This window comes from Mesorhizobium sp. IMUNJ 23232, assembly GCF_044326205.1.
Lineage (GTDB): Bacteria > Pseudomonadota > Alphaproteobacteria > Rhizobiales > Rhizobiaceae > Kumtagia.
Genome location: NZ_JBIRCY010000041.1, coordinates 39,371 through 54,559 on the forward strand (window position 1 = coordinate 39,371; position 15,189 = coordinate 54,559).

Sequence of the window (15,189 nt, forward strand, 5' to 3'; positions counted from 1 at the left end):
TTTCCCTCTCTCTGTGAAAACCTCGAAGATTTGGTTCTGCTTCCTGGCAAGGGCACGCAACTCTCGGATCAAAGCCTCGCGCGTCATTTTTCCGCCTACCCGCCAGACGAGAATGTTGCACATTTTTGTGTGAAATACGAGTCGCGCGGACACAGAGGTTCGGCATGAGTGAGACCGGCTTTCGTGAAAAACTCTGGCAGCGCGTCGAGAACTCGATTGACGCCTTTCAGGATACCGATCGCGAGGTGCTGCCGAAGGATGGGTGGCGATTCATCCTGTATTTCGCCAACCAGGCGCGCTGGCCGTTTGCGCTGCTCCTGGTCACGGGTTTCCTCGTCGGCGCGGTGGATGCCGCGCTCTATTGGGCGGTCGGCTGGCTGATCGACCTGCTCGACCATGCCAATCCGGCGACGTTGTTTGCCGATCACTGGCCGGCGCTGGCGGGGTTGTTGGCGCTGCTGCTCGTCGTGCGCACGGCAGTGATGATCGCCTCGGCGGTTGTCGAGCAGCAGGTGGTGGTGCCGGGCTTCTTCTCCATGGTGCGCTGGCAGGCGTTCCGGCGTGTCATCGAGCAGCCCTACGATTTTTACCAGAACGATTTCGCCGGCCGCATCGCGACGAAGATCATGCAGGGCGGCGAGGCCGTCGGCGACTTCATCGTCAACGTGCTGCAGACCATGTGGTCGTTTCTGACCTTTGTCGTACTGGCGATCACCATTCTCGTCTCGCTCGATCCGCTGATGGGGCTTATGGTGGCGCTATGGTTCGTCGGTTATGGCGGCATCGTCTGGTTCCTGCTGCCGGAAATGCGCAGCGCCGGAAGGGCGACGGCGGACGAACGTTCGATCTTTAACGGCCGCATGGTCGACGCCTTTACCAACATCATGGCGGTGAAGCTTTTCGACAGCGGGCGGCGCGAGCATGCCTATATGCGCGACGGGCTGGAGCGCTTTCTGCTGGCGGTGAAGCGCCTGACCAGGGCGGTGACAACGGTCCGCTCGTCGGTGGCGCTGCTCAACGGCATCATGATGAGCGCTATCGCGGCGTTGTGCATGCTGAGTTTTTCGCGGGGCGAGATTTCGACCGGCGCGGTGGCGGCAGCGATGGGGCTGGTGTTCCGCCTGAACCAGATGTCGGGCTGGATGATGTTCAATATCAACGGCCTCATCCGCAACTATGCGACCGTGCAGGACGCGACTCGCACGATCTCCGTCGAGCCAGCGATCCGCGACGCGACTGACGCCGCCGTTCTGCCGCGCGCAAAGGGCGATATCCGCTTCGAGAACGTCTCCTTCCACTATGGCAAGGGCGCCGGGATTATCGAGAACCTCAATTTGCACATCAAGCCTGGCGAGCGCGTCGCGCTGGTCGGGCCTTCCGGCGCCGGCAAGACGACGATCGTCAACCTGGCGCTGCGCCTGTTCGACGTGGAGAAGGGCAGGGTGCTTATCGACGGACAGGACGTGCGTGACGTCACCCAGGCATCGCTGCGCGCCCAGTTCGGCGTGGTCAGCCAGGAAGCGATGCTGATGCACCGCTCGATCCACGACAATATCGGCTATGCGAAATCCGGCGCCAGCCAGGCCGAGATCGAGGACGCGGCTAGGCGATCGGCGGCGCATGAGTTCATCGCCGGCGTCGCTGATCCGCGCGGGCGAAAAGGCTATGAAGCGCATGTGGGCGAGCGCGGCGTGAAGCTGTCCGGCGGCCAGCGGCAGCGCATCGCCATTGCCCGCATGATGCTGAAGGACGCGCCGATCCTCATCCTCGACGAGGCGACCTCGGCGCTGGATTCGGAGGTCGAAGCGGCGATCCAGGACAATCTCTACCGGCTGATGGAAGGCAAGACGGTGATCGCCATCGCTCACCGGCTGTCGACCATCGCGGCGCTCGACCGGCTGATCGTGCTCGACCATGGCCGGATCGTGGAAGAGGGCACGCATGAGGCGCTGATCGCCCGGGGCGGGCTCTACGCGCAGCTCTGGAAGCGGCAGTCGGGCGGCTTTTTGCCAGACCGGCTGGCGGCGGAGTAGGCCGGCCAAATCCACGCAACGGCGTCGGCGGGCGCTGGTTTTCTGTGCGCCGGATGCCCATTTACCCACATGCAAATTTCATGGAGCGAAGCCATGCTGGCCCGCACACCACGCTATCAGATCAAGCGCCTCGACCCAGGTCATGAGGCTTTCGCCGCGTTGGTGGAGGAAAGCCGGAAAGAGGGATTCTGGATGCTTGTCACCCTCGCCAACAATTGGGAGGACGGCCGCAACCGGTTCTCCAAGCGCGGCGAGGCGCTGTTCGGGGCCTGGCTGGATAATGAGCTTGCGGGAGTCTGCGGGCTCAACGTCGATCCCTATGTCGCGGGTCGTCGTGAGGGCCGCGTGCGGCATCTCTATGTCGGTGCCGCGCATCGTATGAACGGCGTTGGACGGCAGCTTGTCTGGAGCGCCATCGACAAGGCGCAAAAACATTTTCCCGTGCTCAATACACGCTCGCCCGAGACGGCGTTCGGATTTTACGAAGCGCTCGGCTTCGAACGCCTGGACGGCGATGACGTAGCGACGCACAGGATGCGGCTGGCGCGGTCCATCGCGATGGCGCGCGCCAGGGAGTAGTTCGGGCAATGTCGCTCAAACTTCCCGGCAGTAGCGACCTTGCGACGCGCGGCAGGACCGGCCTCGATGTACTCGACTACGAGATCGTCGCCGAGATGGCGACGTCGCTCGGAACGGCGGGCCGCAAGGTCGAGGCGATCATGGCGCGGCTTCACGCGCACCAAGGTGATGCCGACGAGCGCGTCGCCTTGGTGCGGATTGCGGCCGAAGCGGTCTATGCGTATTTCGTGCAGCGCGAGCTTTGCGGGCTGAAACGCCATGACGACGTTATCCGTGAATATCGTATCCCGCGAGAGGTGCTGGTGCGGCTAGGGGCGAAGTAGGCCGATCTGCACGGCTCCCGAGACGTGATGCGCCACGACGCGGAAACCTCTCGCAGAAAAATGCCTGCCGAAAGTCGAATCTATTCAAGCCATTCGGTGACAAAGCTGCCGTTCTGGTGGATGTCGATGGTTTCCAGCGGGCCGGGACCGCGATTCTCGAATTTGTGTGGTGTGCCGGCTGGTGCCACCAGGATCGCACCTTCCTTGGCTTCGATCTTTTCCGCCCCGACCGTGAACAGAGCGGTTCCGCGCCTGATGACGAAGACTTCAGGGTAGGGATGCTTGTGCAGCCTCGGCCCGCCGCCGGGTCCGTCGATGCGGTTGGCGATGACGCAGATGCCGGCGTCGTGCGCCGCCCCCTCCCATTCGCCGTGAAAGCCGGCGAGATCGGTGAGCCAATCCTCGGCCCTGGTGACGATGCTCATGTCGCGACCTCCCAGGGATTGAAGAGCTTGACGCCGGTCGACGCGAAGTCCCTCGTGTTGCGTGTGATGACAGTCAGGTTGTGTACGAGGGCGGTGGCGGCGATGTAGGCATCGCGGTCCGGTTTGGGATCGGGCACATGCAAGGCTGCACATTTGAGGGCAACCACGGTGTCGATTGCGACGATTCGGTCCTGAAAGCGGGGCAGCACACGCTCGTCGATCCAGCTTCGCAGCATCGTGCCTTTGAGCTTGTCGCGTCTCAGCGCCTGCAAGGCGCCCATTTCGAGTTCAAGGATCGAAATCACCGAACACCAGAGCGTCTCTTCGGCCTGCGCGCTCACCCAGGTAAGCACTGGCAATGCCGCCCGCTCGGGTCTGCGCATCTCCGAGATGACATTTGTGTCCAGCAGGAAGGTCATTCAAAATCGGGAACTTTGAGCGAGAATCCGCCCATCCTCGGCGGCTCCCAATCGAAGTCGGCTTCTGGGCGAGGGTCGGCAAGAGCCTCCGCAAGGTTCCTGAACTCCTTTTTTGGAGGTGCTTCGGCTTTCTCCAGGCGGTCGAACTCTTCCTTCGTCAGCAGCACATGCGTAGGTTCTCCACGTGTTGTAATGAAGACAGGGCCTTTCGCCGCCGCCCGCTTGGCTTTCGCAGTGTCCTGATTGAATTCACGGCTAGACATTAGCGTCGGCATTCTTGAGGGTGCATTCATTGCTCGCTTCCAGCGTGGTGTAGCAACAATGCTACATTTGTTCCCGGGCGTCAAATTCCGGGCTTTCGGCCCGTGCCCGCGACAATCTGCCGTCCCGCCTTCGCCCGTCTGGACAAGCGGTGGCTTCACGCATAAACCAACCCCGAATGCCGGAGGATTTCGCCAGCCCGTTTCGCTACGCGAGGAGGGGCCGGCCATGAGCGGGACCAGGCTCGCCGCCGGCAAGGGGTAAGGCGAAAGGATGCCAGTTCCGTGAGCGCTAACGAAACCATCGATCCCTCACGCCGTGATTTTCTCTATATTGCAACCGGCATGGCGGGTGTCGTCGGCGTCGGCGCAGTAGCGTGGCCGTTCATCGACCAGATGCGGCCGGATGCCTCCACGCTTGCGCTTTCCAGCGTCGAGGTCGACGTTTCCTCGCTGACGCCGGGCATGTCGCTGACCGTCAAGTGGCGCGGCAAGCCAGTGTTCATCCGCAACCGCACGCCGGAAGAGATCGAATCTTCGCAGAAGGTTCCGCTCGACGAACTCAAGGATCCGCTGGCGCGCAACGCCAACCTGGCTTCCGATGCCCAGGCGACCGACATCGACCGGTCGGCCGGCGCCGGCAAGGAAAACTGGCTGGTGATGGTCGGCGTCTGCACCCATCTCGGCTGCATCCCGCTCGGCCAGCAAGGTGAGTATGGCGGCTGGTTCTGCCCGTGCCACGGCTCGGTCTACGATACTTCCGGACGTATCCGGAAGGGCCCGGCGCCCGAGAACATGGCCGTGCCGGTCTTCTCGTTCATTTCCGATACCAAGATCCGCGTCGGCTGACGGTCCAGGGGAAAACATCATGAGCGGTGGACACTCGACCTATACGCCGAAGACCGGCATCGAAAAGTGGATCGATTCGCGCATGCCGCTGCCGCGGCTGGTGTACGATTCCTTCGTGGCCTATCCGGTGCCGCGCAACCTGAACTACGCCTGGACCTTCGGCGGCATCCTTTCGATCATGCTGGTGGCGCAGATGCTCACCGGCATCGTGCTGGCAATGCACTACGCCAACGACGCAACGCTCGCCTTTGTTTCGGTCGAGAAGATCATGCGGGACGTGAATTCCGGCTGGCTGCTGCGCTACCTGCATTCCAACGGCGCGTCGTTCTTCTTCATCGCCGTCTATCTCCACATCGCACGCGGCCTCTATTACGGCTCCTACAAACAGCCGCGCGAGCTGCTGTGGATTCTTGGCTGCATCATCTACCTGCTGATGATGGCGACCGGCTTCATGGGCTACGTGCTTCCCTGGGGCCAGATGTCGTTCTGGGGCGCCACCGTCATCACCGGCTTCTTCACCGCCATTCCGCTGGTCGGCGACTGGATCCAGCAACTGCTGCTCGGTGGCTTCGCCGTCGACAACCCGACGCTGAACCGTTTCTTCGCGCTGCATTACCTGCTGCCGTTCATGATCGCCGGCGTCGTCGTGCTGCATGTCTGGGCGCTGCACGTTGTCGGCCAGACCAACCCGACGGGCATCGAAGTCAAGTCGAAGACCGACACCGTGGCATTCACGCCCTACGCGACCATCAAGGACGGGTTCGCAATGATCGTGTTCCTCGCCGTGTTCGCCTATTTCGTCTTCTACATCCCGAACTATCTCGGTCATCCCGATAATTACATCGAAGCCAACCCGCTGAAGACGCCTGCCCATATCGTGCCCGAATGGTACTATCTGCCGTTCTACGCGATCCTGCGCGCCATCACCTTCAACATCGGGCCGATCAACTCCAAGCTGGGCGGCGTGCTCGCCATGTTCGGCGCAATCGCGGTGCTGTTCGTCGTGCCATGGCTTGACACTTCCAAGGTGCGCTCGGCGGTCTACCGGCCCTGGTACAAGCTGTTCTTCTGGCTGTTCGTCGCCAACGCCATCTTCCTCGGCTGGCTCGGCTCGCGGCCGGCCGAAGGCGGCGGACTGCTGACGCTTCTCATAGGTGAGTTCAGAGGTAATTACGTTGGCTACGCTCAGCTCTCAACGCTCTACTACTTCGCCTTCTTCATCGTCATCATGCCGGTGCTCGGCCTGATCGAGACACCGCGCCGCATGCCGAACTCGATCACCGAGGCGGTGCTGGCGAAGAACAAGGGTGGGTCCGGGCATCCGGCGGGCGCAACTGCTGCGCCGGACACCAAGGGCTGAGCCAGAGAATCGCGAGAGGGATTTTTATGAAAACGATTCTCAAGGGCTTTGCCGCGCTCTCCTTCGCGATAGCCTGCTCGCTCGGCGCGGCCCATGCGCAGGAGGAAGGCCACAACGAGGCCGAGCCGACGCATTTCCCGATCCACAAGCCGGAGCAGATGGACTGGTCGTTTGCCGGCCCGTTCGGCAAGTACGACAAGGCGCAGTTGCAGCGTGGCTTCAAGGTCTACAAGGAAGTCTGCTCGGCCTGCCATTCGCTGAATCTGGTGGCGTTCCGCACGCTGGAGGAGCTCGGCTATTCGGAAGCGCAGGTGAAGGCGCTCGCCGCCGAATACACGATCCAGGACGGGCCTAACGACGCCGGCGACATGTTCGAGCGGCCGGGCATCCCGTCCGATTACTTCCCTTCGCCGTTCCCGAACGAGCAGGCTGCGGCTGCCGCCAATGGCGGCGCGGCTCCGCCTGATATGTCGCTGCTCGCCAAGGCGCGCGGCGTCGAGCGCGGCTTCCCGCAGTTCATCTTCGACATCTTCACGCAATATGCCCAGGGTGGCCCGGACTATATCCATGCGCTGATCACCGGCTACGGTCATGAGCCGCCGGCCGGCATGACCATCCCGGAAGGCACGCACTACAATCCGTTTTTCATCGCCGGAAAATCCCTGGCGATGGCGCAGCCGATCACCGACGGGCAGGTCACCTATGACGACGGCGCGCCGCAGACGATCGACCAGTATTCGCGCGACGTCGCATCGTTCCTGATGTGGGCGGCGGAGCCGCATCTGGCCGCGCGCAAGCAGACCGGCTTCAGCGTGCTCGCCTTCCTGGTTCTGTTCGGCGTGCTGATGTATCTCACCAAGAAGAGGGTGTGGGCCTCGGTTCCGCACTGAACGTCAACGCGAAGAATCATGAAACCCGGCCAAGCTTTTGTTTGGCCGGGTTTTTCGTGCGCTTCAGGTCGAGGTATCACGTTGGCCGTGAAGGACTTTGAAAAACGCCGGCGAACAGCGAGCCTGACATGTTGATGCGCCTCAGGGATTGCCACAATTTCCACGATTTCCGCCGCATGGCGAAGCAGCGTCTGCCGGGTCCGATCTTCAACTACATCGACGGCGCCGCCGACGACGAGGTCACCTATCGCCGCAACACGGAAAGTTTCGAACATTGCGACCTCGTGCCGAACGTGCTGCGCGGCGTCGCCGAGGTCGACATGTCGGTGACCGTGATGGGCCAGAAGCTGGCGATGCCGGTCTATTGCTCGCCGACCGCTTTGCAGCGGCTCTTCCACCACCAGGGTGAGCGCGCCGTCGCCGGGGCGGCGGCCAAATACGGCACGATGTTCGGCGTCTCCTCGCTCGGCACGGTCAGCCTTGAGGAGGTGCGCCGGATCAGCGGCGGCCCGCAAGTCTACCAGTTCTATTTCCACAAGGACCGTGGCCTGAACCGGGCGATGATGCAGCGCGCCAAGCAGGCGGGGGTCGAGGTGATGATGCTGACCGTCGACAGCATAACCGGCGGAAACCGCGAGCGCGACAAGCGCACCGGCTTCGCCATCCCTTTCAAACTCAACCTCGCCGGCGTGCTGCAATTCGCCGTCAAGCCGGCCTGGGCGCTGAACTATCTCAGCCATGAAAGCTTCAAGCTGCCGCAACTCGACGAGCATGTCGACATGGGCGGCGGCACCATGTCGATCAGCCGCTATTTCACCGAAATGCTCGACCCGTCGATGACCTGGGACGATGTCGCCGAGATGGTGCGCCTGTGGTCGGGACAGTTCTGCCTCAAGGGCATCATGTCGGTCGAGGACGCCAGGAGGGCGGTCGATATCGGCTGCACGGGCATCGTGCTGTCCAACCATGGCGGACGGCAGCTCGACGGATCGCGCGCCGGCTTCGACCAACTGGCCGAGATCGTCGACGCCGTCGGAGACCGGATCGACGTGATCGTGGATGGCGGTGTGCAGCGCGGCAGCCATGTGCTGAAGGCGCTGTCGCTGGGCGCCAAGGCGGTCGGCGTCGGCCGCTACTACCTCTTTCCGCTCGCCGCCGCCGGGCAGCCGGGCGTGGAGCGTGCGCTGGATCTCATGCACATTGAGATCGAGCGTGGCATGAAGCTGATGGGCGCGAAATCCGTCGGCGCGCTTTCGCGCGCCAATCTGCGTTTCCGGTAAGCTCGGCGCTATTTCCTTTTTTGCGCCGGCGGGCCACAAAAGCCGGGCATGGAGTGCAGATCATGAAACCTTCCCTCGAAGACGCGCTCATCGCCTCGATCCGCACGATCCCCGACTATCCGAAGCCGGGCATCCTGTTCCGCGACATCACCACGCTGCTCGGCAATGCGCGCGCTTTCCGCCGCGCCATCGACGAACTGGTGCATCCCTATGCCGGGACCAAGATCGAAAAGATCGCCGGCATCGAGGCGCGCGGCTTCATCCTCGGCGGCGCCATCGCCCACCAGCTTTCAGCCGGCTTCGTGCCGATCCGCAAGAAAGGAAAACTGCCGCACGAGACGGTGCGCGTCGCCTACAGCCTGGAATACGGCATCGACGAGATGGAGATGCACAAGGACGGCGTGGCGGCGGGCGAGAAAGTGATTTTGGTCGACGACCTGATCGCCACCGGTGGCACGGCCGAGGCGGCGGTGAAACTGCTCCGCCAGATCGGCGCCGACATCGTCGCGGCGTGTTTCGTCATTGACCTGCCCGACCTCGGCGGGCGGGCGAAGCTGGAGGCGCTCGGCGTGCCGGTCAGGACGCTGATTGCGTTCGAAGGGCATTGAGGGTGCTGGTTGGGTGCGTCTTTCGAGGCTCGCCCGCCGAACTTCGTGCCAAGTTCTGCGCGCTCGATGAGGGCTCATACCTCGGGATGGGAGCTGGAACCGTCAGGCTGCCAATCATCTCATCCCGTACTGTCAGATAACTCCCGGCTCGCCCGGACATTCGCGAGTGGCGATGTAAGCCACGTCGATCCTCGTCCCGAGATACGAGCCCGTACGGAATCGGAAAAGATCACATAGCCGCGGATCACCATTCAGGTTTGTCCGACGGCATCATTGGCAAAGTGACGCAACCAGACTTTTGTTCGAGATTTGTTGCGTGCCTCGTAGTCCCGGACTGCCTGCCCGAGATCGCCAAAAACCGGTGTTTCCTTGTCAGCGGCGATCTCGGCCAGCCGCATCGTGTACCACGCGGTGATTCCTCGCTCAGGGGCATCGGAGAATCTGGGAAAGAACGGCTCAGGTTTCCGGTCTGCTTTCCAGAGGTCGGCAAGTGAAGGCTCAAGGACGAGCGCGCGCGCAAGACCGACAATGTCAACCGCACCGCTTGCCACTGCGTCCTCGGCTTGCGCGCGCGTCTTGAAACCGCCTGTCAGCATAAGGGGCTTGGTCGTTACCGCGCGGGCGCGCTTTGCAAACTCGAGGAAGTATGGCCCGCGTCCCGTTCCGTCGGAGGCGGACTTTGCTCCGGGGAAATAGGTCCCGCCGCTGATGTCGATCAGGTCAACCGAAGACCGGTCAAGCGCTGCCGCCACCTCGAGCGCGTCTTCGTTGTCGAACCCGCCCTCGAGCTGGTCCGAGGAATTGAGTTTCACGGCGATGGGGAAATCTGGCCCGACGGCTATGCGAGTGGCTTCAATAACCTCCAGCAGAGGACGCATACGGTTGGCGATTGCCCCTCCGTATTGGTCGCTCCGCCTGTTGAACAATGGCGAAAGGAACTGGCTAAGCAAATATCCGTGCGCCGCGTGAATCTGTACACCGCCGAAGCCGGCCTGCTGGGCGAACGAAGCGGTCCTGGCAAACTGCGAGGGCAATTGACGAATTTCGTCCAAGGTCATTTCCAGGCAGCGTAACCCGGGCAGATCGAGGGCACTCGGGCCTTTGGGGATACTGGTCGGCGCGTATGCAAGTGCACCAGCATGACCGAGTTGCAGCCAGAGTGTGGTGCCGTTTTCGCCGCCATGTCGGGCAAGTTGCCGGAAGTGGTGAAGGTCGGAAGCTTCGTCAAGGACCAGATTGCCGGGATTCTCGGCGTAGCCGGCGGTCAGTTGCACCTCACCGATTATGGATACGGCCGTCCCGCCTGCGGCCCAGCGCTGATACAGCCTGATCTGTTCCGCTGTCGGATGGCCGGTTCCGTCACCCAGGCAATCCGACATTGCCGACTTCGCGACCCGATTCTTCAGGGTCAAACCGCAAGGCAGTTGCAGCGGTTCGAACAGAGTCGCACGGTGTTGCATTAGCAATTCCACGACCAGGGTTCCGGCTTGCATTTTTGTCCGAAAACGCGCGGCACCGCAACACGACGAGGCCGCATTCCTCGCTCGGATACCAGACCCCGGCGGCTTTCGCCGCAAACCTCACCGCAACCGGCTACAGCGCTGCGCTATTTAACGGCTCCGCGCCTCCGCCGGTTGCTCTCTCCGCGCCATTCGGCGTAGCACAAACCGGCAAGGCTCTAATCGATGTTGGATGAAACTTCAGCGGCAGGTCAGCCCAGACCAAAGGACGTTGAAACAGAATACTACGATTTTTGTTTCAAACCTCTGCGAAAAGGCCGTTTCGAACTTCGTTCACTGTTGACGCGACAGCTAGTCTTCAACCGTTCCCACGTTCATAGGCGTCAAATAGATCGGTTACGAGAACACCATTGATCCGAAACCCGGCCAAATCTGCGTCTTCGATGTTTGAGTGCGCCAGCGTGACGCCGCTGATGGTCAATCTCGATAGGTTTGCATTCGTGATGGCGGCTCCGGACATATTTACGTTGTTGAAGCGCGCATCCGCAAGGTTGACATCGTCAAAATCCGCTTTGCTCAAATTGGTGTCGATGAATTTCGCCTTGGTCAAAACCGCGTGAAACCGCGCGTCTTCGAGGTTTACGCCATCGAAATTAGCGCCCGAAATATCGGCCCGCTTGTAGTGAACCCCACGCATTTGGGGCCCGTCAAACGGATTGCCTTCCGCAGATTCACTCACTGCAATCTCCTTCCGACAATTGATCTGTATCCAAGAGTGCCGGATAGCGACATCAAATGCCACTGTTCCGGGAATAGAATTGGCAATTCTGTTCCCGGTGACGATCCGTCGATCCGGCTCTACTCCACCTTCACCAGCACCGCGCTGTCGAACTCGATCACCTTGTCGCCGGTCGAGTCAAACCCTTCCGAACGCAGCGACACCAGCCGCCACCCGGGCCGGCTGGCCATCGGGCGGTGGCCGAGGATCTTGCGGGTGTAGGACACGGTCTCTCCGGCATAGACCGGTTTCAGCCATTTCAAATTGCTGAAGCCGGGGGAGGGGCCGAATTCCGGCTCCGGGCCTTCGCCTTGCCAGGGGCGGCCATCATTGATCGGCGTGGCGAGATTGCACTTCATCCAGGCGGCCGCGGTCTGCCAGCCCGATGCGCAGAGGCGGCCGAAGACGCTGCTTTCCGCCTTGGCCTCGTCGACATGAAAGGGTTGCGGGTCGTATTTGACTGCGAAGGCTTTTATGGCCTCCGGCGAAAAGCTGTAGGCGCCGATCGACACCGTCACGCCGACCTGAAGGTATTCGTCGAGGGTCATCCGGCGGCCCGCCGCAGGAACATGCCGGTGTTTTGCATATCGAACACGGTCTCGCCGTTCTGGTTGAAGAGTTCGAAGCGGAAGGTGACGAAACCAAGCGCAGGGCGGGACTGCGACAGGCGCCGCGCCGTGACGGTGCTGCGGCCGGTGAGCGTGTCGCCTGCAAGCACCGGCTTTCGCCATTTGACATGGTCGACGCCGGGCGCGCCCTGCGACGTGGAGTCGAGCAGGTAGGCGTCGCAGATCATGCGCATGAAGATGGCGCAGGTGTGCCAGCCTGATGCCGAGAGCCCGCCCAGGATGCTCGCCTTGCCGGCTTCCTCGTCGAGATGCATCGGTTGCGGGTCGAACTCGCTGGCGAATTCGATGATCTCTTCCGCCGTCACCAGCTTGCTGCCCAGCGGGATAGAGGCGCCCACCTCGAAATCCTCATAGGCCCAACGCTTGTCCGTCATGCGGCGCCCTCTCGCGAACTGCGTGGCCGCCCTAGCAGACGGACGCGGCGCTGACCAGTGTCACAGCCAGCCGCGCCGCTTGAACCACCAGAAGGGCAGCACCGCCGCCAGCACCATGATACCGACGGCCAGCGGATAGCCATATTCCCATTTCAGTTCGGGCATGATGTCAAAATTCATGCCGTAAACCGAGGCAACCAGCGTCGGCGGCAGGAACACGACGGCGGCCACCGAGACGATCTTGATGATGGCGTTCTGCTCGATGTTGATCATGCCAAGTGTCGCGTCGAGCAGGAAGATGATCTTCTGCGACAAGGATTCTGCATGCGCCGTCAACGAGAGGATATCGCGCGACAGCGTTTTTACGCGCGCGCGCAGTTCCTTCTCATGAGGATCGGCAATGGTCACGTTGCCGAGGAAGCCGGCGACGCGTTGCAGGCTGACCAGGCTGTCCTGGATGTTGGAGATGAAAAGTTCCTCGCGGCCGATCTGGCGCAGGATGATCTGGAAGCCGAGGTCGCGCATCGACGCCTTCTTCTCGGTCGGATGGAAGATGCGGTGGGAAATGTCGATGACGTCGCTGCTGGCGCGCTCCAGCAGGTCGGCGAGCCGGTCGACGATGGCCTCCAGCAGGGCAATCAGGATCGACTGGCCGTCCATGCAGTTCAGGTCGGCATTCTCGGCACGCATCGGAAACGTCTTGAAGGCGCGTGGCTCGTGATAGCGCACGGTGATCAGCTTGCCTTTCGCCAGCACGAATGTCACCGGCCCCATGACATGGCTTTCGCCATCGGCATGGGCGGGCAGCGTCGCGGTCATGAAATAGGCGCCGTTCTCGGAATAGAGGCGCGACGAGATCTCGATCTCCTCCATCTCCTCGCGCGTCGGAACGTCGACGCCGATCCATTTCTCGATCGCCGCCTCTTCCTCCTTGGTGGGGCCTACAAGGTCGGCCCACACCACCTTCTCGTGCATGTCGAACAGGTCCGGCACCTGGCGCAGCCGGTCCTTGTCCATGACGAAGGCTCTGATCATCGCCGGATTCCCTGATTTGAGCCGAGAGGATGCGCGACGCCGGCCCCGCCGGGTGCAGGGGCCGGATAGACCCGCGGACGCACGCCGTCAAGCCGGTCGGCATGCGTCCGGTCGCCCCAACTTCGACGGTTTACCTCCAGCGGTCCGATCGGCGGACGAACGGCTGCGGTCCGACCGAAAGTACGATTGCACAAAGATCAGGCATCGCAAAAGATGAGGCTGCTTCGAGGGCACCGAATACCGAGTCGACCTGCAACCTGGCGCTGCCACATTGCCGTCGACTTCAAAAACTTCGGGAGGAAGCAATGCCACTACTGACTGCACTTGCAATAAGCATTGGTGTGCTGGGTGGGATCGCCACCTGGCTGTATGTAGGGCCGCTGGGGATGGCGGGCCTGCAGATATGGGCAGGGTTTGTCGCCTGGGCCGCCTATTATCATTCCGGCGGCACACAGGCAGCGCTCAAGACCAACATTCCGGCGCACATATTCGGCGCCGTTGTCGCGTGGGTCGTGCTGATACTGCTGGGTTCGCTGGCGCCTTCCCTAGGCGTCCCTATCGCCGCCGGCATACTGGTCGGCATCGGCGCCGCGATCCTGGTTATCGGCGCGAACGTGCCTGCATTGGGAAGCATACCGTCCTCCGTCTACGGCTTCGCCTGCGTCGCCGGCTATACACTGCTTGCCGGAAAGCTCGGCACGCTGCTGACGGTCTCGGTGGTCGACAACGCGCTGATCAACATCGTCGTGTCGATGGTGATCGGGGCGCTGTTCGGCTTTGTCTCCGAGAAGCTCGGCGGCGCGCTCGCCGGCTCGTCGCACAAGGCGGCGGCCTGACGAAGATATTTTCCGCGCCGGCGGCATATCGCCGGCGCGGGAGCCAATATCGACCGCTTGAACGATAGGAATGTCGTCGCCCGGCGACGTCCTATTGCCGTTCGGCTTGCGCCGCAGAGAGTACGGCCGCGACGTTGTTGCGGTGGACGTCTTCGTAAGGAGCAAAGTAGCGGATCCAGCCGGCGTCCAACTGTGGTGCGACGAATTCCTTGAGCGTGAGTTCACGCAGGGACGGCTCGTCCACGGCGCGCTGCAGCGCGCGAATGTAATCCTCGGTCGCCGCGATCAGCGTCTTGGCGTAGCCGCCGCCGGTGATGATGTCCGGATCGCCGTGGTTCGGCAGGATGGAGGCCGGATCGAGCGCCGACAGTTTCACCAGATCTTCGAGATGCCGGTCAAAGTTTTCGGGCTCGCCGACATAGGTAACGGTGTCCTCCAGCGTATCGCCCGCGAGCAATAGCCGCCGCTCCGGCAGCCACAGAACGGTCGCGTCGTCGCTGTGGACGTTCAACTCGATCAACTCAATCGCGCGATTGCCGATCTTCAGCGACAGGTGATCGTCGAACAATTTTGTCGGCAGAATCAGCGGATCGATGGCCGGTGGGCCTTCGAGTGTGCCTGCCTCGATGGCAGCCTTGCGGCTGGCGAGATGCGCGGCCGTGCGCCGATTGGCAATGATCTCGCAATCGGCGAAGGCGGCCGTTCCGGCGACGTGGTCGAGATGCCAGTGGCTGAGCACAACGGTGAATTTCGAAACGCCCAGCGCTTCCAGCGTGTTGCGGACGAACCGCGCATGGTCGACCGAGACATGCGTGTCGTAGACCAGCGCTTCATCACCCTCGACGATCGCATAGCTGGCGATGCCGAGCGATAGGGCGCCGTCATCGACCCAGTTCAGCCCCGCGGCGAAGCGGTAGCCGTCCACGCGACCGTCGTAGAAGGCCAGAATGCCTTTGGCAGGATGCAGGACGCGCAGGTGTTTTGTCATCGGTCGGTGTCTCCTGCCGGTTCGCGACCGCCGGAATGCCGGGGACAGTTTACTTTGTTTCCG

At 62.1% G+C, this 15,189-nt stretch carries 18 protein-coding genes and 1 pseudogene; 10 read left to right on the top strand and 9 right to left on the bottom strand.

Features of this window, described 5'->3' with window-relative positions; all coding sequences use genetic code 11:
- The first annotated feature begins 164 nt into the window (after positions 1–164).
- The 3 genes from ACH196_RS25640 to ACH196_RS25650 all read left to right on the top strand — a co-directional run bounded on the left by ACH196_RS25640 (position 165) and on the right by ACH196_RS25650 (position 2,935).
- Complete coding sequence (locus ACH196_RS25640) at positions 165–2,033, top strand: ABC transporter ATP-binding protein (protein ID WP_396649759.1); 1,869 nt, start codon at positions 165–167, stop codon at positions 2,031–2,033.
- Positions 2,034–2,126: 93 nt separating this feature from the next.
- Positions 2,127–2,612 (top strand): GNAT family N-acetyltransferase, encoded by a 486-nt coding sequence (locus ACH196_RS25645; protein WP_396649760.1) that lies wholly within the window; start codon positions 2,127–2,129, stop codon positions 2,610–2,612.
- 8 nt (positions 2,613–2,620) lie between these two features.
- On the top strand, positions 2,621–2,935 hold the full coding sequence (locus tag ACH196_RS25650) for a DUF6665 family protein (RefSeq protein WP_396649761.1): 315 nt from the start codon (positions 2,621–2,623) through the stop codon (positions 2,933–2,935).
- 80 nt (positions 2,936–3,015) lie between these two features.
- Here the strand turns inward: ACH196_RS25650 and ACH196_RS25655 are convergent, their stop codons facing one another.
- From ACH196_RS25655 to ACH196_RS25665, 3 genes are read right to left on the bottom strand one after another with little or no spacing between them, the layout of a single operon-like run.
- Positions 3,016–3,360 (bottom strand): cupin domain-containing protein, encoded by a 345-nt coding sequence (locus ACH196_RS25655; protein WP_396649762.1) that lies wholly within the window; start codon positions 3,358–3,360, stop codon positions 3,016–3,018.
- The gene (locus tag ACH196_RS25660; RefSeq protein WP_396649763.1) at positions 3,357–3,779 is read right to left on the bottom strand and encodes a type II toxin-antitoxin system VapC family toxin; all 423 of its coding nucleotides are present in this window, start codon (positions 3,777–3,779) and stop codon (positions 3,357–3,359) included. The genes ACH196_RS25655 and ACH196_RS25660 overlap by 4 nt, the downstream gene beginning before the upstream one ends.
- Positions 3,776–4,072, bottom strand: coding sequence for a type II toxin-antitoxin system prevent-host-death family antitoxin (locus ACH196_RS25665; protein WP_396649764.1), 297 nt, complete (start codon positions 4,070–4,072; stop codon positions 3,776–3,778). Before ACH196_RS25665 ends, ACH196_RS25660 begins: the two co-directional genes overlap by 4 nt.
- A gap of 252 nt (positions 4,073–4,324) precedes the next feature.
- Here ACH196_RS25665 and petA point away from each other — a divergent pair, with 252 nt between their 5' ends.
- The 5 genes from petA to ACH196_RS25690 all read left to right on the top strand — a co-directional run bounded on the left by petA (position 4,325) and on the right by ACH196_RS25690 (position 9,026).
- Positions 4,325–4,888 carry a ubiquinol-cytochrome c reductase iron-sulfur subunit gene (petA, locus tag ACH196_RS25670; RefSeq protein WP_396649765.1) on the top strand — a complete coding sequence of 188 codons (564 nt, stop codon included), beginning with the start codon at positions 4,325–4,327 and terminating at the stop codon, positions 4,886–4,888.
- Between the two features lie 19 nt (positions 4,889–4,907).
- On the top strand, positions 4,908–6,248 hold the full coding sequence (locus ACH196_RS25675; RefSeq protein WP_396649766.1) for a cytochrome bc complex cytochrome b subunit: 1,341 nt from the start codon (positions 4,908–4,910) through the stop codon (positions 6,246–6,248).
- Positions 6,249–6,274: 26 nt separating this feature from the next.
- Positions 6,275–7,138: a cytochrome c1 gene (locus tag ACH196_RS25680; protein WP_396649767.1), complete on the top strand. Its 864-nt coding sequence runs from the start codon at positions 6,275–6,277 to the stop codon at positions 7,136–7,138.
- A 134-nt stretch (positions 7,139–7,272) separates the two neighbouring features.
- The gene (locus ACH196_RS25685; protein ID WP_396649796.1) at positions 7,273–8,418 is read left to right on the top strand and encodes an alpha-hydroxy acid oxidase; all 1,146 of its coding nucleotides are present in this window, start codon (positions 7,273–7,275) and stop codon (positions 8,416–8,418) included.
- A 62-nt stretch (positions 8,419–8,480) separates the two neighbouring features.
- Positions 8,481–9,026 carry an adenine phosphoribosyltransferase gene (locus ACH196_RS25690; RefSeq protein WP_396649768.1) on the top strand — a complete coding sequence of 182 codons (546 nt, stop codon included), beginning with the start codon at positions 8,481–8,483 and terminating at the stop codon, positions 9,024–9,026.
- Between the two features lie 251 nt (positions 9,027–9,277).
- On the opposite strand, the gene ACH196_RS25695 is transcribed toward ACH196_RS25690, so the two are convergent.
- Positions 9,278–10,519, bottom strand: a complete 1,242-nt coding sequence (locus ACH196_RS25695) for an NADH:flavin oxidoreductase/NADH oxidase family protein (protein ID WP_396649769.1) — start codon at positions 10,517–10,519, stop codon at positions 9,278–9,280.
- A gap of 26 nt (positions 10,520–10,545) precedes the next feature.
- On the opposite strand from ACH196_RS25695, the pseudogene ACH196_RS25700 reads away from it, so the two are divergent.
- A pseudogene (locus tag ACH196_RS25700) lies at positions 10,546–10,722 on the top strand (IS3 family transposase); the annotation flags it as partial.
- Between the two features lie 122 nt (positions 10,723–10,844).
- Here the strand turns inward: ACH196_RS25700 and ACH196_RS25705 are convergent.
- The 4 genes from ACH196_RS25705 to corA all read right to left on the bottom strand — a co-directional run bounded on the left by ACH196_RS25705 (position 10,845) and on the right by corA (position 13,302).
- Entirely contained in the window at positions 10,845–11,225 is a 381-nt protein-coding gene (locus tag ACH196_RS25705) for a pentapeptide repeat-containing protein (protein WP_396649770.1), read from the bottom strand.
- A gap of 119 nt (positions 11,226–11,344) precedes the next feature.
- The gene (locus ACH196_RS25710) at positions 11,345–11,812 is read right to left on the bottom strand and encodes a MaoC family dehydratase (RefSeq protein WP_396649771.1); all 468 of its coding nucleotides are present in this window, start codon (positions 11,810–11,812) and stop codon (positions 11,345–11,347) included.
- Positions 11,809–12,267: a MaoC family dehydratase gene (locus ACH196_RS25715; protein WP_396649772.1), complete on the bottom strand. Its 459-nt coding sequence runs from the start codon at positions 12,265–12,267 to the stop codon at positions 11,809–11,811. The genes ACH196_RS25710 and ACH196_RS25715 overlap by 4 nt, the downstream gene beginning before the upstream one ends.
- 60 nt (positions 12,268–12,327) lie before the next feature.
- Positions 12,328–13,302 carry a magnesium/cobalt transporter CorA gene (gene corA, locus ACH196_RS25720; RefSeq protein ID WP_396649773.1) on the bottom strand — a complete coding sequence of 325 codons (975 nt, stop codon included), beginning with the start codon at positions 13,300–13,302 and terminating at the stop codon, positions 12,328–12,330.
- A 305-nt stretch (positions 13,303–13,607) separates the two neighbouring features.
- Between corA and ACH196_RS25725 the strand changes: the two genes are divergently transcribed.
- Positions 13,608–14,138 carry a DUF1097 domain-containing protein gene (locus ACH196_RS25725; RefSeq protein ID WP_396649774.1) on the top strand — a complete coding sequence of 177 codons (531 nt, stop codon included), beginning with the start codon at positions 13,608–13,610 and terminating at the stop codon, positions 14,136–14,138.
- Positions 14,139–14,229: 91 nt separating this feature from the next.
- Here the strand turns inward: ACH196_RS25725 and ACH196_RS25730 are convergent, their stop codons facing one another.
- Positions 14,230–15,126, bottom strand: coding sequence for an MBL fold metallo-hydrolase (locus ACH196_RS25730; RefSeq protein WP_396649775.1), 897 nt, complete (start codon positions 15,124–15,126; stop codon positions 14,230–14,232).
- Positions 15,127–15,189 lie beyond the last annotated feature (63 nt).